This window comes from Streptomyces sp. NPDC006368 (assembly GCF_040612535.1).
Classification (GTDB): domain Bacteria; phylum Actinomycetota; class Actinomycetes; order Streptomycetales; family Streptomycetaceae; genus Streptomyces.
On record NZ_JBEXQK010000005.1, the window covers coordinates 112,318 to 131,033 of the forward strand.

Annotated in this window: 13 protein-coding genes and 4 pseudogenes; 10 read left to right on the forward strand and 7 right to left on the reverse strand. The window is 71.4% G+C overall.

Features of this window, described 5'->3' with window-relative positions:
• Positions 1–3: 3 nt before the first annotated feature.
• Positions 4–553 (reverse strand): annotated as a pseudogene (locus tag ABZZ38_RS06640) (enoyl-CoA hydratase-related protein); the annotation flags it as partial.
• A 647-nt stretch (positions 554–1,200) separates the two neighbouring features.
• Between ABZZ38_RS06640 and ABZZ38_RS06645 the strand changes: the two are divergent.
• Together ABZZ38_RS06645 and ABZZ38_RS06650 are read left to right on the forward strand one after the other, a co-directional pair.
• Positions 1,201–2,484 carry an extracellular solute-binding protein gene (locus ABZZ38_RS06645; protein ID WP_356736436.1) on the forward strand — a complete coding sequence of 428 codons (1,284 nt, stop codon included), beginning with the start codon at positions 1,201–1,203 and terminating at the stop codon, positions 2,482–2,484.
• A gap of 703 nt (positions 2,485–3,187) precedes the next feature.
• Positions 3,188–3,982, forward strand: a complete 795-nt coding sequence (locus ABZZ38_RS06650; protein WP_356736438.1) for an arylamine N-acetyltransferase — start codon at positions 3,188–3,190, stop codon at positions 3,980–3,982.
• A gap of 395 nt (positions 3,983–4,377) precedes the next feature.
• Here the strand turns inward: ABZZ38_RS06650 and ABZZ38_RS06655 are convergent.
• Positions 4,378–4,801, reverse strand: a pseudogene (locus ABZZ38_RS06655) (transposase); the annotation flags it as partial.
• A 143-nt stretch (positions 4,802–4,944) separates the two neighbouring features.
• Here ABZZ38_RS06655 and ABZZ38_RS06660 point away from each other — a divergent pair.
• Positions 4,945–5,127 carry a hypothetical protein gene (locus ABZZ38_RS06660; protein WP_356736440.1) on the forward strand — a complete coding sequence of 61 codons (183 nt, stop codon included), beginning with the start codon at positions 4,945–4,947 and terminating at the stop codon, positions 5,125–5,127.
• Between the two features lie 581 nt (positions 5,128–5,708).
• On the opposite strand, the pseudogene ABZZ38_RS06665 reads toward ABZZ38_RS06660, so the two are convergent.
• Positions 5,709–6,642: pseudogene (locus ABZZ38_RS06665) on the reverse strand (LysR family transcriptional regulator).
• A 134-nt stretch (positions 6,643–6,776) separates the two neighbouring features.
• Between ABZZ38_RS06665 and ABZZ38_RS06670 the strand changes: the two are divergent.
• Positions 6,777–8,021 carry an MFS transporter gene (locus ABZZ38_RS06670; RefSeq protein WP_356736442.1) on the forward strand — a complete coding sequence of 415 codons (1,245 nt, stop codon included), beginning with the start codon at positions 6,777–6,779 and terminating at the stop codon, positions 8,019–8,021.
• Positions 8,022–8,682: 661 nt separating this feature from the next.
• The gene (locus ABZZ38_RS06675) at positions 8,683–9,567 is read left to right on the forward strand and encodes a hypothetical protein (RefSeq protein WP_356736444.1); all 885 of its coding nucleotides are present in this window, start codon (positions 8,683–8,685) and stop codon (positions 9,565–9,567) included.
• Positions 9,568–9,890: 323 nt separating this feature from the next.
• Here ABZZ38_RS06675 and ABZZ38_RS06680 read toward each other — a convergent pair whose 3' ends face one another.
• Positions 9,891–10,469 (reverse strand): DUF2165 domain-containing protein, encoded by a 579-nt coding sequence (locus tag ABZZ38_RS06680; RefSeq protein WP_356736446.1) that lies wholly within the window; start codon positions 10,467–10,469, stop codon positions 9,891–9,893.
• Between the two features lie 136 nt (positions 10,470–10,605).
• On the opposite strand from ABZZ38_RS06680, the gene ABZZ38_RS06685 reads away from it, so the two are divergent.
• The 5 genes and pseudogenes from ABZZ38_RS06685 (at position 10,606) to ABZZ38_RS06705 (ending at position 16,341) form a co-directional block, all read left to right on the forward strand.
• The gene (locus ABZZ38_RS06685; protein ID WP_356736448.1) at positions 10,606–12,249 is read left to right on the forward strand and encodes an FAD-binding oxidoreductase; all 1,644 of its coding nucleotides are present in this window, start codon (positions 10,606–10,608) and stop codon (positions 12,247–12,249) included.
• A 749-nt stretch (positions 12,250–12,998) separates the two neighbouring features.
• Positions 12,999–13,451: a hypothetical protein gene (locus ABZZ38_RS06690; protein ID WP_356736450.1), complete on the forward strand. Its 453-nt coding sequence runs from the start codon at positions 12,999–13,001 to the stop codon at positions 13,449–13,451.
• A gap of 495 nt (positions 13,452–13,946) precedes the next feature.
• Positions 13,947–14,045 (forward strand): annotated as a pseudogene (locus ABZZ38_RS06695) (IS5/IS1182 family transposase); the annotation flags it as partial.
• A gap of 428 nt (positions 14,046–14,473) precedes the next feature.
• Positions 14,474–15,181, forward strand: coding sequence for a hypothetical protein (locus ABZZ38_RS06700; protein WP_356736452.1), 708 nt, complete (start codon positions 14,474–14,476; stop codon positions 15,179–15,181).
• Complete coding sequence (locus ABZZ38_RS06705) at positions 15,178–16,341, forward strand: S8 family serine peptidase (protein ID WP_356736454.1); 1,164 nt, start codon at positions 15,178–15,180, stop codon at positions 16,339–16,341. The genes ABZZ38_RS06700 and ABZZ38_RS06705 overlap by 4 nt, the downstream gene beginning before the upstream one ends.
• A gap of 145 nt (positions 16,342–16,486) precedes the next feature.
• Here the strand turns inward: ABZZ38_RS06705 and ABZZ38_RS06710 are convergent, their stop codons facing one another.
• From ABZZ38_RS06710 to ABZZ38_RS06720, 3 genes are all read right to left on the reverse strand, one after another.
• Positions 16,487–16,666 (reverse strand): DUF6381 family protein, encoded by a 180-nt coding sequence (locus ABZZ38_RS06710; protein WP_356736456.1) that lies wholly within the window; start codon positions 16,664–16,666, stop codon positions 16,487–16,489.
• A gap of 133 nt (positions 16,667–16,799) precedes the next feature.
• Positions 16,800–17,195, reverse strand: a complete 396-nt coding sequence (locus ABZZ38_RS06715; protein ID WP_356736458.1) for a DUF2267 domain-containing protein — start codon at positions 17,193–17,195, stop codon at positions 16,800–16,802.
• 750 nt (positions 17,196–17,945) lie between these two features.
• Positions 17,946–18,242: a DUF1232 domain-containing protein gene (locus ABZZ38_RS06720; RefSeq protein WP_356736460.1), complete on the reverse strand. Its 297-nt coding sequence runs from the start codon at positions 18,240–18,242 to the stop codon at positions 17,946–17,948.
• Between the last annotated feature and the right edge of the window lie 474 nt (positions 18,243–18,716).

Below are 18,716 nucleotides of genomic sequence, written 5' to 3' on the forward strand. Positions count from 1 at the left end.
ACGTCACCGGCCCCGGCACTCCGGCGCGCGGCGCTCGACGAACGCGGCGACGCCCTCGTGTGCGGCCCGGGTGGTCATGTCGATCTCCTGAGCCGCCGCCTCGGCCGCGAACACGGGGGCCCGGTCGCTGTCCTGCGCGGCGTTCGCCAGCTGCTTGGTCTGGGCGATGGCCCGGGTGGGGGGTCCTGCGCCGGCCGCCCGGCCCACTCCTTGGCAAGGACGTCCGACTTCCCGGCCGGCACAGTGCGGCTGACCAGCCCCAGCCGTTCGGCGTCCGCCGCGGTGAGGGCGTCCCCGAAGAACATCAGCTGCTCCGCCCGCTGCAGGACGATCAGCCGGGGCAGCAGATATGCGCCGACCGCCGTCCGGCACGAGCCCCCGGCGTACGAAGACCTCGACGAACTTCACCGAGTCGGCCGCCCGGACCAGATCGCAGGCGCACACCAGATGCGCGCCGATCACCGGCCGCCGTGCCGTTGACGGTGGCGACCACCGGCTTCTCGCAGTCCAGCACGGCGGCGATCAGCCGTTGCGCGCCGAGCCGGATCGTCCGGACACATCGCCGGGGACCCACTCCCGGGCCCGGCGCGGGCGCACCGCGCGGACCGGCCCCCGAGAAGCCGGTTCATCGACTGCGCTGAAGGCGCCCGGTCCGTGAAGAGCAACGACGCGCTGACCGACCGGGCCACGTGCGCTCCGGAGGGCTGCCGCCCACGCGTCCGGGGACCAACAGACTCCCCGCACATGCGCGGCGGCCCCGGACCGTCCGCAACATCGCCGCGTTCATGAACTGCTCCCCGCGTATGCGGGTAGTCCCTTTGGGCCCACCCCTCCCCCGTCAATCAGGTCGTCGTCCCCGCATCCGAGTCCGGAGACCGGCGAACCCGACCCTTACGCCGGCGAGCCCATCGCGTAACCGGCGCGGGCAACACCGGCGGCGGCCACAGCAGTCCCGGCGCCGGGTGGTGGGGCGGAAGCGCCCCTTTGGTGATTCTTTCGTCAATGCTCCGTACGGGCGTCGCGTTGGACACAGCGGAGGGTTCTACGCGCGTCGGAATCGGCGTCGGCATATCGGAAAACACCAGTCCCAACCGACGCAGTTGGAGCAATGGCCACAACCGTTGAGCAGGGGGCGCAATACGTCCCGAGCCAGGAGAGAATTCCGGCCGGACCGTCCAAAAATGAGCAGGAGAAGCATCTGTGCGATCAAGACTCTTCGGCGCGGCCGCCTCTGTGGCCGCACTCGGACTACTGGGCTCCCTCGTCACCGCCTGCGGCTCGTCCGGGAGCGGAGACGGCAAGACGACGCTGCGCCTGGTGGCCGCCGAGTACGGCAACAGCCCGGAGACCGGTTCCAAGGCGTACTGGGACAAGCTGACCGCCGCCTTCACCGCCGCCCACCCCGGCAAGAAGGTCGAGGTGACGCTCTACCCGTGGGCCGACGTCGACCGCGAGGTCACCCGCATGGTCAAGGAGGACAATGCCCCGGACGTCGCCCTGATGGGCGCGTACTCCGACTTCGCCGCGCAGGGCCGTCTCTACGCAGCCAGTGAGCTGCTGTCGGTCAGGGCGGAGGCGAACTTCCTGCCGCCGCTGGTGGAGGCTGGTTCGGTCGGCAACACCCTCTACGGCTTGCCCTTCGTGGCCAGCAGCCGGCTGCTCTTCTACAACGAGGAGCTGTTCGACAAGGCCGGAGCGAAGCCGCCGAAGACCTGGTCGGACCTGAAGGACGCGGCCAGGGCGCTGAAGAAGGAGAGCGTGCTCTACCCGTACGCCCTGCCGCTCGGTCCCGAGGAGGCGCACGCCGAAGCCCTGATCTGGCAACTGAGCAACGGCGGGGGGTACGCCGACAGCAGCGGCGGCTACAGCATCGCGTCCGAGCAGAACACGCAGACGTTCCGCTGGATCAAGGACAACCTGGTCGCGCCCGGCCTGACCGGCCCGGTCCCGCCGGCCGAGCTCAACCGGCAGGATGCCTTCGCCGCCTTCCTGCGCGGCGAGGTCGGCATGGTCAACGGCTACCCCTCGCTCCTCCACGAGGCGAGGGCGAAGGGCATGAAGGTCGGCACGCTGGCCATGCCGGTGTCGGACACGCTGGGCGAGGGGCAGACCCCGCCGTCGGTGGGCGTCGCCGACTGGATGATGGCCTTCAAGCACGACGACAATCGCGAACTGGTCGGCTCTTTCCTGGAGTTCCTCTACGAGGACAAGAACCTCAGCGAGTTCGCCGGGCGCTACCACCTGTTGCCCTCGACGGTGTCCGCGACCCAGGCCTCCAAGGACGCGGCGGCGGACCCCAGCGTCGAGCAGTTCCTGACCGCACTGCGCGGTGCCCAGCTCTACCCGGTCAACGAACCGTCCTGGCTGCGGGTCAGCAACACCATCAAGCGCAACATCGGCAAGGCCGTCGCGCCGTCCGCCGATCCCAAGGCCGTGCTGGAGGACATCGCCCGGCAGGCCCGGGACATGGCGAAGCAGAGGTAAAGGGTCTCCGGGATCTGTGGGCACGACCTCCTATCCCGTCGCCGGTTCTCCGCTTTTCCTGGTTCTTCCGTTTCCTTTTCCTTCCGCTTCCCGCCCGCGTCCCACCCGGACGCGGCGACTGGGCCGTACGGCGTCGACCGGACGCCCGGCCCGCCGCCCGCGAAGCGCCCACAAGGTGCGCGGGGCGACGGCCGTCCCCATCCCGCACTCGCCCCAGTACGCGTTCGGCGTGGAGCAGCCGACGAGACCGCACCCGCACTTGCGGGGATGAAGGCCCCCTCGTCGTGCAGTACGCCCCCGACACCGCGAAGGCCGTCGACAGGCCGAGTTCCCCGTACCACTGCTGGGCCGCATGACTACGCGGCACGCGCGGGGCGCGTGTCTCCTCGAATTGCTGAACCATGCGGCGCGGCACTGCTGCGCCTGAAGGGAAAGCCTGCCCCGGGCGCACACGACAACCCGCCACCGATGCGGTGACCCGGGCGGCCATCGAGATGCCCGGCGTCCGGATGGTGTTCGCCGGGCAGGAGATCACGGGGGCAACCACTCACGGTGCCGTGGCCGGCCCCGAACGCAGGCACCGCCGTTCCCACCGGATGCGCAGGCGGCCGGCTCCGTGAAGCCATATGCCGTTCCGCCTCGGCCAACAGCCCTACGACCTCAGCCCCATGACGGGCGCCACGTTTTCTGTAAGACTGCTTCCATGAGCGCCGCCTCGGTCACACAGGACTATCTCCGTCGCATCGGCGCCACGCGCCCCACCCGTCTTGACGCCGACGCACTACGTGAGCTGCATGTGCGCCACCTCCTCACGGTGCCGTTCGAGAACCTCTCCATCCATCTCGGCGAGGACATCGTCCTGGAGGAGAAGGCGCTGCTCGACAAGGTGGTCTACGCCCGCCGCGGTGGTTTCTGTTACGAACTCGGCGGAGCCTTCGCCGCGTTGCTGCGCGACCTCGGCTTCCGCGTCGCCTTCCTCCAGGCCCGCAGTGTCGACAGCGAGGGGCGGCCCGGGATCCCCTACGACCATCTCGCGCTGCGCGTCGAGACCGACGACGGCACCGGCCCCTGGCTCGTGGACGTCGGGTTCGGCGACCACAGCCACTACCCGCTCGCCCTCGAGGACCGGGGTGAGCAGGAGGATCCGGGCGGAACGTTCCGTATCGAAGAGACATCCGACGGAGATGTGGACGTCCTGCGGAACGGGGAGGTGCAGTACCGCATCGAACAGCGCACCCGCGAGCTGTCCGACTTCCGGGCCGGCGCCTGGTACCACCGCACATCGCCAGCGTCGCACTTCACGCGGTCCCTGGTCTGTTCGCGCCTCACCGAGGCCGGGCGGATCACCCTCAGCGGCCGCAAGCTGGTCACCACCCTGGACGGCGAGCGCACGGAACGGATACTGGAAGGCGACGACGAGGTGCTGGCCGCCTACCGCGACCACTTCGGCATCGTCCTGGACCTGCTGCCGCCCGAGCCATCCAGCGACAAGAGCTGAGGCCACGGCTCAGGCTCCTGCAGGCTTGGCTTGTCTCTCAACGGCCGTCGCTCATCAATCCCAAGCGTGGAAAAGCGCTCCGCCCAACGTGGTGATGCCGTAGAAACGGACTTCGCGCCACTCTCCTTGGGTCAGCACTCCGGTGTCGACTTTGGAGAGGGGCATGAAGAGCCGCTCGCGCGTGAGCACCGTAAACCCCGCATGGGTGAAGGGGTGGGCCCATGGTGGCGGTGCGCGGAACCGGTCGGTGTACCGGTCACGGCGTTCCTCGGCGAATGCGATCCAGGGGCACCGTGCTTGGGAGGTCGGCTTTGGCTCGTGGACCCGCGGCGGGGTCGGCCGATAACCTGCACCGGCAGATCGGCCGGCAGGTGGGCGATGCGGGGTGCGTCTTAGCCGGAGTCCAGCACGACCAGGGTGGCGGGATCGTCCTCGGTCCACTGACCGGCGGCGATCAGCCGGTCGACTACCTCGCCGACCTGGGCGGTAGTGACGGCGGCGACATCGACGCCGGGCTCCAGGCGTACCGCGTCCAGCACGGCGGTCCAGGAGGTTCGGCCGGTCTCCAACGCGGCCACGATCGAGTATGGCCGGCCGGGCACCATCCGGTGCTTGGCGTCGCCCCGGCCGCAGGGGTGACAGCAGGAGCGGTCCCGGCAGGTCGCGGCGTCCGGACGCAGCCACGGCGAGACGTCCACAGCCCGGACCAGGCGGCCGTCCGCCGCCCGGGGCAACGGCAGCCCGGCCAGGGCCCGGCGGAGCCGACCGACATCGATTCACCTGGTTGAGCCCACCGTAGAGAGCTCCGTGGGTCCTTTTCGGCGTGGGCAGCCACGTCGGCCTGGGCCTGTCGCACCGTTGTGACGCCAGTTGCTGGTCGGCGGCCTTGTGTGTGTTGAGAAAAAATAATGGCGATGTCGTCGAGCAGTACGCCCAGGAGCCCGCCACATCGTTGACCGGGCATGACAACCGAGGAGTTGCGAAACTTGATCATGCGGCTGTTGACGACTGATCCCCGGTTCACTGAGGTGGGTCCGCATCCCTTCCCCAGGCTCGACAACCCGGCGGGCATCCTGGTGCGCGTAGCCCCACCCGTCGACCGAGCATTCATCATCCAAGTCACCGTGGCCGACGAGCGGGTTTGACGGGGATGGCCCGCCGCCGTGGAGACCGGCGGGCCGCCGAGGGAGGCTGAGTCCAGCGCCCTCGCACCGCGATGCCCAGCGGTCCGCGGCCACTCGCTCGGCGACGAGACGTGTCGCGGCCGTGACCGGCGCGGCGACGCGCGGGCCCCCGGTCCGACGGCCGGCGCGGTCGCGTACGGCGGCAGCGGGCGGCAAGAGACGACGACGGGCCGTCGGCAGCCACCGCCCGCCAGAACCGCGGCGCGGAACGGACGGGCCACGCGGCGGGACGACTTCCCCGTCAAGTTCAGCGTGTTGGCCGGGTCGCGCTGCTGGAGGCGTCGCAGCGCACGCGTACGCGTACCTGGAGCAGCTGCACCGGACCGCCGACGCGGACGACAGCCCGGTACCGGGCCCGGGCGGCGGGGATGGCTCGCTCGGCGGCTCAGTGGCCGGACGCACCGACTTCTGCTGCCGATCAGGAGCGAGGGTTATCAGGGGTGAGGCGTATGAAGGGGAGAGCCGGAGTGTGCCGCTGGGCCACGCCTTCCACCGAGTCAGCGTCCGTCGGTCCGGCCACGGTGACCGCGGACGCGGCGCGTTCAGCGCGGAATCACCCAGCCCGGCACCCAGGTGCCGGCGGAGTCGTGGCCGGCCGCTGTGGCGGCGAGGTGGGCACGGAGGGTGGCCAGTGCTGGGTGGGGGTTGTCGCGGTGCCAGAGGAGCGAGTGCGGGTAGACGGGCGTCGGGTCGGTCACCGGGATGCGGCGCAGGCCGTGGTCGGCGGGCCAGACGAGGCGTGTCTGCCCGCCCATGAAGGTGGCCAGGGCCGGGGTGTCGGCGACGGTGTCGAGGAGTGCGTCGGAGCCGAAGTTGGGGCCGGTCGCCTCAATGGTGAGTCCGAACTCGGCGACGAGGTCGTCGTAATAGGCGGCCCACTCGGTACCGGGGACAATGCCGGGCATCCAGATCCGGTGCCCGGCGAGCTGAGCGAGGGGCACCGACCGTGCGCCCGCCAGCGCGTGGGCGGGGCCGGTGAGGAGCTGGAGCGGCTCGTCGAGCACCCGGACGGCCTCGATGTCCACTGGAAGAGGCCGGCCGGGCGCGACGACCGCGGAAGGACGCGTCGATCTCACCGGACCGGATGGCGGCGATGGCCGTCTCGATGTCGAACAGCCACACCACGTCGAGGTCGATCTCGGGGTGCGCGCGGTGGAAGCCGCGCATCAGGCCCGACGCCGCGCCGCGCGAGGCGATCACGTCGACGCGCAGCGGACGGCGGCCGGGGCGCACGGACGCGACCGCGCGCTCGGCGACGCGCAGCAGCTCGCGCGCGTGGGGCAGGAACGCCTGCCCGTCGATGGTGAGCTCGGCGCCGCGCGCGGTGCGGGTGAACAGCCGCACGCCGAGGTGGCGCTCCAGCGCGGCGATGCGCTTGGAGACGGCCTGCTGGGTGACCGCCAGCTCGGCGGCGGCCTCCTGGAACTGGCCCGCGTCGGCGGCGGCGACGAAGGTCCGGACGGTGTCGAAGTCCATGTCGATACCCTATGGGCACAACCGTTGGTTGTGGCCGGGTGACCCTGTGGTTGTTTGATCCCCGGATACGGCGCTCGCTTTGATGCTTCCGATCGCGGATCGGTTGTGCGGATGAGTGGCGAGGGGCGGCGGGCATGCGGAGCGGGCACCGTCTGGGACGGCGGTTCGGGTGGCTCTGGGGAGCGTATGGGACCAGCGCGCTGGGCACGTGGCTCGCCTTCGGCGCATTACCGCTGATCGCCATCCAGGTGCTGCACGCCGGACCGGCCGAGGTCGCCGCGCTCTCTTCCGTGGGGGCTGCGGTGGGCGCGGCCGTGGCGGTGCCGCTCGGCCCGTGGGTGGAGTTCAGCCGCAAGCGGCCGGTGCTGATCGCGACGGACCTGGTGCGGTTCGCGGCGCTGCTGACGATCCCCGCCGCGTTCGCGCTCGGCGCGCTCACCTTCCTTCAGCTCCTGCTGGTCTCGGTTGTCGTCGCGGCGGCCGACATCGCCTTCCGCGCCGCCTCCGGCGCGTACCTGAAGACGCTGCTGCCGGCCGAGGACCTGCTCGTCGCCAACGCCCGATTCGAGTCCACGGCCTGGACGACCACCATCATCGGACCGCCGCTGGGCGGCGCGGCGATCGGGCTCCTCGGTCCGGTGGCGACGGTGGTGGCCGACGCGGTCAGCTACCTGCTCTCGGCCCTGGGCATCCGCGCGACGGGCGGGCACGAGCCTCGGCCCGAGCACCGGGAGGCCGCGCGCATGCGGGCCGGGGACCTGCTCGACGGCTGGCGGTACATCCTCGCCGACGCGACGCTGCGTCCGCTGTTCTTCAACACCGCCTTGTTCAACGGCCTGGTGATGGCCGCCTCGCCGCTGCTGGCCGTCCTGATGCTCGGCCGACTCGGGTTCGCACCGTGGCAGTACGGCCTCGCCTTCGCCGCGCCCTCGATCGGCGGGCTGCTCGGTGCGCGGCTGGCCCGACCGCTCGTCACCCGGTTCGGACAGCACCGGGTCCTGGTCGTGGCCGGGGCGCTGCGCGCGCTCTGGCCCGTCGGCCTGGTCTTCCTGGGGCCGGGGACCGGAGGGCTGCTGCTGGTGATGGGCGTCGAGCTCGGGCTCATCTTCTGCTGCGGGGTCTTCAATCCCGTCTACGCCACCTGCCGCCTCCGGCGCACCGCGACCGACCGGGTCGCCCGCACGCTGACCGCCTGGGCGGTGACGACCAAGGCCACGACCGCGCTACTGACGGCCGTCTGGGGCGTGCTGGGCAGCCTGCTCGGCCCGCGTACGGCCATCGGACTGGCCGGCGTGCTCCTGCTGGCGACCCCGCTGCTGCTCCCCCGCCGTGCGGCAGCGCATTCCTCCGAGCCGGAGCAGGCACCGAGCCACGCCTGACGGGCCGCCACGGCCGTCACCGCGACCGGGCTGATCCGCCCCTCTTCGGAGCGATCCACCCTCGGCGTACAGCTCGGAGGGGAGAGCGACGGCCTCGCGACCGGCGTCGGCGTCGGCGTCGGCGTCGGCGTCGGCGTCGAAACCTGGGCCGTCGAGCACGGACTGCCCGCTGTGCGGTTCCTGGCCCCTTCCGCACGGCGTGGCGTGGCCGTCTGTCGCCGCATGACGACACCGGTCGCCTGCTGTCCGGGATCGACACCCCCGGAACCGGGTGCGGCACGGTCATGCATCTCAGCGTGCCCCCCCCCCCCCCCCGCGAGGCGGACCAGGCATGGTTCACCTACACCGACTTCCTCACTCCCCCGGCGGTCCACCGCTTCAGCCTGCGCGACCGACGCGTGTATGGATCGGCCCAAGGGCGGGCGCGTTCCGGGTGCCGGTGGCGGGCAGCGGAACCTCCGTCCAGCACGAGGCGATGGTGCCGATCCCGCCGAATACGTCGACAGCGGCCTGGGCGGCCGCGGCCGCTTCGGTCGGCTCCTGGGTGGTGACGACGCGGAATTCGCCTCAACTACCGGCCTGACAGAGCGTTCTCCCCGTCCTGGGGGGCCGGCGCATGACGGGGTGGCCCGACGAGCCTGCCAGGCGCAGAATCCATGGCATGGATCACGCCACTGGTGCCGACACCACATACTCACCCGAGCACACCGCCCGCCTTCTGTGGAAGCTGGCCGAACCGGTGCACGCGGTCACCTACTTCGCCCCCGAGTGCCACGCCGCGTTCGAGGAGGCCGGCCTGCGCGGCTTCTGGCGAGGTTACTTCGCCGGCCGTGCCGCGCCGCTGGGCGCGGTGGGATCCGCACCCGTGATCGCCGCGTTCTTCTCGTTCGCGCCCGACATGGTGGCGCGGGCTCTGCCGTCCATCTGGGACACCATCACCCCGGACAGGGCGCTGCGCGCCCGGAGCGCCGGTGTGCGGGCGACCCTCGCGCGGCTGCTGGCGGACCGCGAGCGGGATGTGGAGCACGTGGCCACACTGCTGGCCCGGTACGTGGACGGCCTTGACTGCGCCGACCGTCCGCTCGCCTCGGCGAACGCGGCGCTGCCGCGCCCCGACGACCCGCGTGGCCTGCTGTGGCACGCCGCGACCGTGCTGCGCGAGCATCGGGGCGACGGGCACGTGGCAGCGCTGGCCGCGGCGCGCCTTGACGGCTGCGAGGCCCTGGTGCTGCGGGCGGGCATCGACCTGCCACGCGCCGAGTTGCAACCGTACCGGGGTTGGACAGATGAGAAGTGGGAGGCTGCGGCCGCGCGGCTGGCCGGGCGTGGCCTGCTGGACGCCGTCACCAGGCGGGCCACAGTGGCGGGGCTCCGCACCCACGCGTCGGTCGAGGCGGCCACCGACCGCGCGGCGGCCGGACCGTGGCGGGGCGTGCCCGCGCACGAGGTCGCCGAGCTGGCGGCGGTGCTGGCCCCGCTGTCGGAGGCTTGCGCGACGGCGCTGCGCTTCCCGAACCCGATGGGGTTGCCGGACAGACGCGTCTGACACCGTACGGGCGCCGGGCGCAAGGAGGGCGGGACCGGGGGGAGGGCGGGGGCTGCAGGCACGGAGCGGCGGCACGCGGCAGGCGCCCGGCCCGGACCTCAGGCGCAACCGGCAGCCCGAACGGCAGCTTGAGACGGCTTACCCGCGTCCCTGACAGGCACGGTTCAGCAGTGCCCGTCTCCGTTCCTGGCGCGCCGACCGGCAGTCCGCCCGCAGCGCGGCGTCGCGAATGCCGGCCGCGGTCGGAGCGCTGCGCCGGCCGGGCACGGTTACCTCCTCCACGGGTGGTGTGGTGGAACCCGCACACCGTACTCACCCGCCGGTCACTGCCCCCGGGGAGCAGCCGTTCGCTCAGCCAGGGTTGCCCCGGGGAGGTGGATCACGATCAGGACGAACGCCGCCAGGGCGACATTGCGCGATGCCGCGTCCAGACCGTTCCAGTCCGAGGACTGCCACATGGCGAACCACTCTCCGCCGATGCCGATGAAGCCCAGCCCGAACAGCAGCAGCATCATCACCAGGCCGAGAGTGCTTGCCCGGCGCGCCCGGTCGTACGTCTCGTGGCGCAGTCCTGCCGCCCAGAGGAACGTGGCGAGGGCGAGCAGGGACGCGGTGAGGACCTCCCAGACGATGATGGCGACATAGGCCGCGTTCTGCAGGGCGGGCGAGGTGATGGCCCGCCACATCAGTTGCGGGTCCTTGAACGTGGTGTCCATGGCCAGGACATGCTGGACGAATTGCTGGTTGGTCCCGAAATCGGTGATGTTGCCGAAGGCGACCAGAGCCATGTAGAGCGCCACGGTGCCCGTCAGCGCGGTCGCCGCGACCGGCAGGGTGCCGAGCCTGAGAAGTCGGTCGAGTGCGTCTCGCCGGGTGCCGGTGCCCTCACCGTTGCCTGCCATGTGTTCCCCCTCGTCAGCCCATGGGCGGTCCAATGCCGATGCGCGCGACGTGTCCTGGCGTGCGCACGCAACCTGCCGCCGCTTCTCCTCATCATCCCCATTGCGAATGGTCAACGGAAGCAGTGGGGAACGGGCGATGGACGAGACACGAGGGATCGGTGCGGAAACGGAAGCCGTCACGCACGCGGGGAGCATACCGGTGGGTGGCAGGCTGTCCCGTCGCCGCCTGCTCGGCGCCGGCGCCGCCGCGGCGTCCGGGGCCTTTCTCACCGGGATCGCGGGCTTCCGGCCGTCAGGCGGGGGCACACCGGCCGGAGTCGGCGCGGCGGCGGGCAAAGCGCAGGGCGCACCCCGCGCCGGTGACTGGGCTGCTCTGGCTCGGGGGCTGGACGGGTCGCTGGTTCGGCCCGGTGACCGCGACTACGACGTGGCACGCAGGTTGTTCAACCCCCGGTTCGACGCCGTGCGCCCGGCCGGGATCGCGTACTGCGCCCGGCCCGAGGACGTCCGCAGCTGTCTGGCGTTCGCCCGTCGGCACGCGGTGCCGGTCGCGGTGCGCAGCGGCGGGCACTCGTACGCGGGCTGGTCGTCCGGGCCGGGTCTGATCATCGACGTACAGAGGATGGCGTCCGTTTCGCTGACGGCCGGCACCGCGACGATCGGTGCGGGTGCGAAACTCATCGACGTCTACGACCGGTTGACCGCCCGTGGCCGGACCGTGCCGGCCGGTTCCTGCCCCACGGTGGGCGTCGCCGGACTGGCACTCGGTGGTGGCATCGGCGTCGTCAGCCGGGCCTACGGTTTGACCAGCGACAGCCTGACGGGCGCCCGGATCGTGACCGCCGACGGCCGGATACGGGACGTCGACGCCCGGCGCGACCCGGAGCTGTTCTGGGCGCTGCGCGGCGGCGGCAACGCGCAGTTCGGTGTCGTCACCGAACTGCGGATGCGCACGCACGTGGCGCCGGAGTGCACCTCGTTCTTCCTCAGTTGGCCCTGGTCGCGTGCGGCTGCCGTCGTGCGCGCGTGGCAGCGTTGGGCACCCACCGCGCCGGACGAAATCTGGGCCAACCTCCACCTCGCCGCTCCGGCGGGAGGGCGGCCCGGGTCGGTCCGCGTCGGCGGTCTCGCCCTTACGGGACGCGAGGACCTGGAGAACCGGCTCGACCGGCTCGTCGACGCCATCGGCACGGCGCCACGGTCGGAATCCGTCCGTACGCGTCCCTTCATGGATGCGATGAAGGTGATGGGCGGAGTGTCGGGCTTCACCGTCGCGCAGGCCCACCAGAAGGGAAGCCTGCCCGGCCGCAATCCGCAGGGCCGGGTGGCGCGCGAGTCGTACGCCGCACGGTCGGACTTCTACACCCGCCGTATCCCGGCCGACGGTGTCAAGGCGCTGATCGCCCGGGTGGAACAGCTGGCGCGGCTCAGCGGCGGCGGGGCGGGCAGCATCGCGCTGGACGCGCTGGGCGGTGCGGTGAACCGGGTCCGGGCGGCCGACACCGCCTTCGTCCACCGCGACGCGCTGTTCCTCGCCCAGTACATCGTCTCCTGGCCCGACAACGCTGCCGCCACGACGGTGGCCCGGCACCGGGCCTGGCTCGACGCCACGTATGACGCGATGCGTCCCTGGGCCAGTGGCCAGGCCTACCAGAACTACACGGACCCCGCCCTCCGCGACTGGCGCCGCGCGTACTACGGCGCGAACATCGACCGCCTGGTCAAGGTGAAGGCAACGTACGACCCCGGCCGCCTCTTCCGTCACGCCCACACTTTCTGATCACCGGCATGCCGGCCGTGTCATCACGGTGAATCACCGCGTACCAATCGACCTGCGGGCCCGCAGCACTCGGGGCTCTCGTCACCACGACCCCGCGCCGGACGAGCCGGGCGCCGTCGGACGGGCGGAGACCGGCATACGGCCGGGACTCGGCGGCGGCGCCCGCACATTCCGCGTCGGCGCCCCGGCGCCGCGCCCGGCCGGGACAACGGATGGCCGGGCCGGGGACGCGGGCCGGACGAGCTGCCCGCCCGGTGGACGGGTCGACAGACCGGTCACGGATTCGCGCGCAGCTGCGCATGGGCCCCTGGCGGACCTGCCGGCGCCAACAAGGTCTGCCAGGGGCCGGCTGCCGTGTGGGCGCCTTCAGGGGCCGGTACGGATGTCCTGGCGGCCAGGGCCGAGGTTCCGTCGGAGGCACGGAGGAGATCTCCCCTACCGCTCTCCACTCTGTCGCGGCCGATCTGTCGCGCCGAGCGCGTCGGGAGCAACCGTTGGGTGCCGGGTGTCCCCGCTCCTCCCCCGCTCGAGGTGACGGACTCGACAACCAGCGGTTCGAGTGATGACGGTGCTGCGAAGGAGCACGCCGTGTCACGGCCGGGAGGCGGCAGAGAAGTGATCGTCGACGTCACCAGCCGGTTCGTGCCGAAACAGCCCGGCGGTAGGGCCGGTTGCGGCCCGGTGTCAGTGGGCGGGGGTAACGTCCCTCTCAAGATCCGGGCATCGAGGCGTTCGAGGGGGAGTCTGTCATGAGCAGTGCCGAAAGCAGTACGTACGAGGGGTTCACGGCCGAGGAGCGGGCAGCGATGAAAGACCACGCCCGAGAGCTGAAGACGGCGGCGCGTCGCAGCTCGCGCGCGGACAAGGCGGCGCAGGCGGAGCGGGACGTGCTCACGAAGATCGCCGAAATGCAGGAGACGGACCGGATCATGGCCGAGCGCGTCCATGCCGTCGTCACGGCCAACGCTCCCGTCCTGGCCCCGAAGCTCTGGTACGGCATGCCCGCCTACGCGCTGGACGGCAAAGTCGTCTGCTTCTTCCAGAGCGCGGAGAAGTTCAAGACGCGCTACGCCACGCTCGGTTTCAGCGACCAGGCAAAGCTGGACGCAGGCACGATGTGGGCAACAGGCTTCGCCCTGACCGAGGTGACGGCAGAAGTGGAGGCGCGGATCGCCGCGCTCGTGAAGCAGGCGGTCAGCTGAGGCGCACCCGGACGCCGGCGACGAACCGGAGCGGCGCATCCCGCACGGGGTGACCAGGTATCGGCTGAACGGCACACCGCCGGAAACCCGACACCGCGGCAGGCGGTGGGCGGCGAACAGGCGGTGGGCGTGCGACGGCAGGAGTCGGTGGCTGCCGGGCGGCGAGGGGGATGTCCGACAGGCGGTGCTCGTGGGCCCGGCGCGGCCCCACCGTCTGGTCGTCATCGTTCACGGCCACGTTCGCCGACGACGTCGCCGCCCGGGTGCGGCGGCGACGTCGATCGGTGGTGTGGTTGAGGCGGCCCGGCAGCGGCGTGGGGAAGATGACCAGGGGCTGTGGCCGGGCCGGGACCGGCGCGGCGGCCGACGGAGGAGCCGGCGGGACCGGGAAGACGACGGGTCGGGACTACCGGCCCCCAGCCGCACCCGGTCGCAACGGCCCCGGCGTGGGCGCCGGGCGTACGAGCCGGAACAGGCCGCACCTTCTCTGTCCGCGGGCGGATGCGCCCGGGCTTCGACACGGCCGCCTACCGGCGCCGCCACGTCGTCGAACGCTGCTTCCACCGCCTCAAGCAACGGCGGGGCGTCGCTACGACGCACGCCCCGACCGACCCCGACCGCTGCCTCGCCGCCATCACACTCACCAGCACCCTCATGTGGCTCAGCCCCTGACCGACAAGACGCTTCCCACGCCACCACGTCGAACTCGTCCCGGTCGGGAGTGGGGGTCGGAACGGCCGTAACGCCCACGCGGGCAGCTCATTTGACACTCAAACAAGCAGTGCGTTTATGTGATCATCCCGGGGGGCCCGGCCGCTCCCACCGCTTGTTGTTCCGTGGGAGAGAAGAAGATGTCATACCCGTCGCACCCCCATCCGAGCAGCGCGAATCCGTATGCCCAGCAGCCTCCGATGCCGGCCGTCCCCTTTCCACCACCGGGCAGCCCGCCTCCCGGTCAGCCGCAGTGGTTGCCCCAGGGTGACGCTCCCCGGGGCGGCCGTGGCCGAAAGGTTGTCGGCACTGTGCTCAGCGTCTTCGGGGTGCTACTGCTCCTTGGCGGAGGTGCCCTCACCGCGCACGCTTACAGCAACGCCCAACAAGAGCTCCCGAATTACGCGTACGGCAGCGTGATGTGGCGGGACGAGCAGGTCGACAAGGTCTTCCCGCTCACGATCGGTGGCCGCGGAGGTTACAACGGCGGCCTGTACGACCGTGACAAGGCGTTGTGGCACCGCATGGGCATCTCCCCGGAGACCGACTGCGACAAGGGCCTCACCCGCACCACCCTGAAGGCCGCCCAGGACAACGGCTGCAAGGCGGTCCTGCGGGCCACGTACGTCGACCCCACCGCCAACATGGTGACGACCATCGCCGTCGTCGTACTCCCCGAGGGGCCGCGCAACGCGGGACCGAAGGAGAAGGTCGACGAGGTATACCAGGACAACCGTGCCATCGAGGGGGCCGTCGCCCCGTACGCGGTGCCAGGGACCGCCGCTGCCAAGTGGAAGAGCCGCAACGGCTCCCATCTGATGGCCGTTCCCGGAGAGCACATGCCGTACGTCCTCGGAGCCAGCATCGGCTCGGCCGACGGCCACGTCGCCGGTGAGCTGCCGGGCGGGTTCGGCATGGACAACGACACCGACCGGGAATCCTGGCACGCCGACGCCCAGGACCTCGTCGAGCTCTTCGTCGCCCACCTCTCCAACCTGCAGAACGGAGGGCTGCGATGAGCAGCACCCGCTTCATACACACCACCGCCATCACCGGCACCGCTCTCGCCTCCCTGCTGGGGGCCGCGCTCTCCTGGGGCGCCCCGTCGGCCGCAGCCGCCGAGAACGCCCCACCCAGCTGGGAGTCGACCGCGCTCGACCTGCCCACCGCTCACCGGACCACCCAGGGTGAGGGCGTCACCGTGGCGGTGCTGGACAGCGGCATCGACCCCGACCACCCGGCACTCAAGGGACGCGTCGCGAAGATCGGCCCCGACTTCTACAACAGCGACGGTCTGCGGCCCGGCGACGAGGACTACGGCGTACACGGCACCGCCATGGTCTCCGACGTCCTCAAGGCCGCCCCCAAGGCGAGGATCATCACCGCCCGCGTCATCGACGACAGCGAAGAGCAGAAGCTGGAGCGCCTCAAGGACGGCGTCAGCCCGCTCGCGAAGGGCATCGACTACGCGGTGGCCAACGGCGCCGACGTGATATCCCTGTCACTCGGCGGCGGTATGTTCTCCGACCTGGACGGCAGCGAACTGGGGGCCGCGTCCCGCGCCGTGCACAAGGGCGTGACCATCCTCGCCGCAGCCGGCAACAGCGGTGATGAGCTGAACGACGGCAACTTCCCCGCCGGGTACCCGACCGTGATCTCCGTCGCCGCGACGAAGCGCGGTGGCGCCCGCGCCGACTTCAGCACCGTACGCACGCACAACACCATCGCCGCCCCCGGCGTGGGCATCACCAGCGCCCTCAAGAGCGGCGGCTACCACAAGGTGAGCGGCACCTCGCCGGCCACCGCTCTCGCCTCCGGCGTGACCGCGCTCATGCTCGCCGTGAACCCGGACCTGACCCCGGCTCAAACCCGCGCGATCCTCATGCGCACCGCGCACGCGCCCTCAGGCGGCCACAACCCGCTTGTCGGCGCCGGACAGATCGATGCCGCAGCCGCGGTCCGCGCGGCAGCCGACCCGCCCCGCATCGACACCGAGCCAAAGCCCTACCAGGGAGAAATGAAGCACTTCGCATCACCGACGGGTACAAGCAAGATCAGCCACCCGCCGATCGAACAGGACCTCCTCACCATTGGGCTCGGCGCAGCGGGTGGCGGCCTCCTGTTCGTGGTCGTGGGCCTGCTGCTGGCCCTCCGCAAAAGGCAGGGAGCCACTGCCTGAAACAGACCAGCCCCTCGTACCGCCTTCCGGCGCGGGCGATGACGTGGCCCTCGATCCTGCCGACCGTCGCCGAACCGCCACGCCCGCATCGAGGTCGTGGACTTCGGGGTGAAGGCGTCCGTGCCCGCAAACCCTTCGGGCGCCGCTACCTGGGGTCGGAGCCCTCACCGCTTTCCTGGTCGCTCTGCTGCTTGAGCCGACGGGCCTTGTCCTTCAGCCGCTGTCGCTCGTGGGGGTCCTGGACCTGCTCCGCTTCCCGGTCCATCTCCTGCGCCTTGGCACGCATCTGCCGGATGCGGTCACCGAACTCATCTGCGACGCTCATGATCCACTCCATCGGGTTTCGGCCGGCCCTGGGGCGGGCGGGCCACACCAGGGAAGCAGCGCCCGCCGGTGCCCGCATCCCGAACAGTCACGTGCTCCCCCCGTTCGGGAACCGGGCCTTGAGGCGTGGTCCGTCAGGCCAGTTCCGCGCGACCGAACAGCAGTGCGTAACCGGGCGGGAGCTGGGTGAGGATGCGGCGAAGCAGGTCCTCGTGGATCTGGTCGGCCAGGGTGCTGAGGACGGCGCTGGTGTCCCAGCGGGCGGTGTCAGGGGTGGCGCCCTCGATGAGGAGGGCGACGGTTTCGACGAAGTCCGGTGGGCTGAGCGGGGTGGTGGCCGGCAGCGGGTCGAGGAGCAGCGGCCGGCGTGGGGCGGGGAGCCGGTCGGCGAGTTCCTTGCGTTCGGCGCCTACCAGGTGGGCGCCCAGGGCGGCCAGGACCGCGCGGGTGACCCGTTCGGCTTCGGATGTGGTGGTGTACTGGCCGCGTTCCTGGACCTGGGTCAGGAACTCGTCCTGTGTGATCGCCATGGTGGGCCTCCCTTGTCGATGTGCAGCCGTGTCTTCAGGGCCGCCTGCCCGCGACCGCGCGTCCCACCCCCCAAGCGCGGCAATCGCCGGGGCCGGGGCGCGGATGTCACCCGTCCGCCGGGCGGTCGGCCACTGATCCGTGCGACGCCTTCACCGCCGCGGACGGCGATCCTCGTCGACAGGGACCGGCACACCGCGCGTATTGCTCCATCGTGGCGTTACCGGCGTTTCCTGTCCGGGCACACGAGTCCATGCGCTGTTCAGGCAATGGGACGCCGCGCGAATCCTTGGGGTGGAGCCTGACGGACCCCGGCAGCACCGCCCCGGCGGGTCCCGGTGTGGCGTCGGTCGACGAGGACCCCGGTCTGCGCCTGAGCCGCCGGTGCTGGAGCAGACCGCCGCGCTTCCCGTCCCTACCAAGCCCCGCACAGGTTCGGACGGTGCGCGTGCGCTCGGGGACCGGATCGACGCCGGCCGCGACGGTCGCACCACCCGCGCGCAGTCGTACCCGAGGAAGCGCCCTCCGCACCGGCGGGAGCCGCCGGGCGGGTACGACGTCGGTGCCGTGGAGCGGTCACCGGGGCTCACGCCGGTGGCGTGGCCGAGCACGGGCCGGTGTTGTGCACCGTGAGTCGGCGTTCGTGGGGTTGCCGGTGTCCGCGCGGTCGATGGTTCGCTCGCGCTGTGGGCGGGAAGGTCGACCGGGTGTGGTCCGCCTCCGGCGCACTCGGATGGCTCCGACCAGGCCGGCTAGATCGAGGAATGATTCCTCACGCCTTTCGGCACGGCCTCGGACTTCAACGCGCGAAGGGCGACCAACAGCAGCCCGATATCGTCGAGGAAGATCGGATCCGGGAGTAGATCGACCGGGCAGAGCGCGTAGATGACCGCGCCCCAGAAAAGTGTCTTGTTCTCCAGGGGAACACCTGCCGAGCGCAGGCCGCGGCGGACTGCTGCCAGTTTGACCAACAGGGCGATCGTCAGCACACATGTCACCGCGGCCAGGGCTCCCGCGACGACGAGAACGATCCTCAGTTCCGAGCTCATCAGCTGCCCCCAGCCTGTAGCGGTCTCGGACTTCCCTTCCCGCCTACCCCGCCGAGCCCCTGGCCTATCGGTACGGGCGGGACTTCACCCACGGCGGGTCAGAAGCGCCGTATCCGGCCGGACCTGTGGGGGACGGCACACCGCCGGAGCAGAGACAGCACCCGCGCAACGGCGCCCGTCGTCGGAGTCGTGGACGCTGCAGTCGCCACGGATCCCGCCGCGTCCCGGTCCGGCCACTCCGTTCCGCACGGACGGTCCCATGGCTCACCCGCCTCCCACACCCTGCCGAGCCGATGACGTGCGTTCGGCGGAGGGTGACATACCCGTGCGGCGAGCGGACCGAAGCGACCCGAGGCCGTCGCGCGAAGCATCCACGGGGTGCGCCGGCTCGACGGGTCCGGATTCGAGGAGCCGACCGTGCCGGCCGATGGCCGGGAAACGCCGTCACCTCGTTCCGGCTGAGCCCGACAGGCA

Bases quoted from the DNA above. Each gene is read 5' to 3' on its own strand.
- ABZZ38_RS06650 (WP_356736438.1), top strand. From the start codon at position 3,188: ATGAGCGCCGCCTCGGTCACACAGGACTATCTCCGTCGCATCGGCGCC.
- ABZZ38_RS06660 (WP_356736440.1), top strand. From the start codon at position 4,945: ATGACAACCGAGGAGTTGCGAAACTTGATCATGCGGCTGTTGACGACT.
- ABZZ38_RS06670 (WP_356736442.1), top strand. From the start codon at position 6,777: ATGCGGAGCGGGCACCGTCTGGGACGGCGGTTCGGGTGGCTCTGGGGA.
- ABZZ38_RS06675 (WP_356736444.1), top strand. From the start codon at position 8,683: ATGGATCACGCCACTGGTGCCGACACCACATACTCACCCGAGCACACC.
- ABZZ38_RS06680 (WP_356736446.1), bottom strand. From the start codon at position 10,469: ATGGCAGGCAACGGTGAGGGCACCGGCACCCGGCGAGACGCACTCGAC.
- ABZZ38_RS06685 (WP_356736448.1), top strand. From the start codon at position 10,606: ATGGACGAGACACGAGGGATCGGTGCGGAAACGGAAGCCGTCACGCAC.
- ABZZ38_RS06690 (WP_356736450.1), top strand. From the start codon at position 12,999: ATGAGCAGTGCCGAAAGCAGTACGTACGAGGGGTTCACGGCCGAGGAG.
- ABZZ38_RS06705 (WP_356736454.1), top strand. From the start codon at position 15,178: ATGAGCAGCACCCGCTTCATACACACCACCGCCATCACCGGCACCGCT.
- ABZZ38_RS06710 (WP_356736456.1), bottom strand. From the start codon at position 16,666: ATGAGCGTCGCAGATGAGTTCGGTGACCGCATCCGGCAGATGCGTGCC.
- ABZZ38_RS06715 (WP_356736458.1), bottom strand. From the start codon at position 17,195: ATGGCGATCACACAGGACGAGTTCCTGACCCAGGTCCAGGAACGCGGC.
- ABZZ38_RS06720 (WP_356736460.1), bottom strand. From the start codon at position 18,242: ATGAGCTCGGAACTGAGGATCGTTCTCGTCGTCGCGGGAGCCCTGGCC.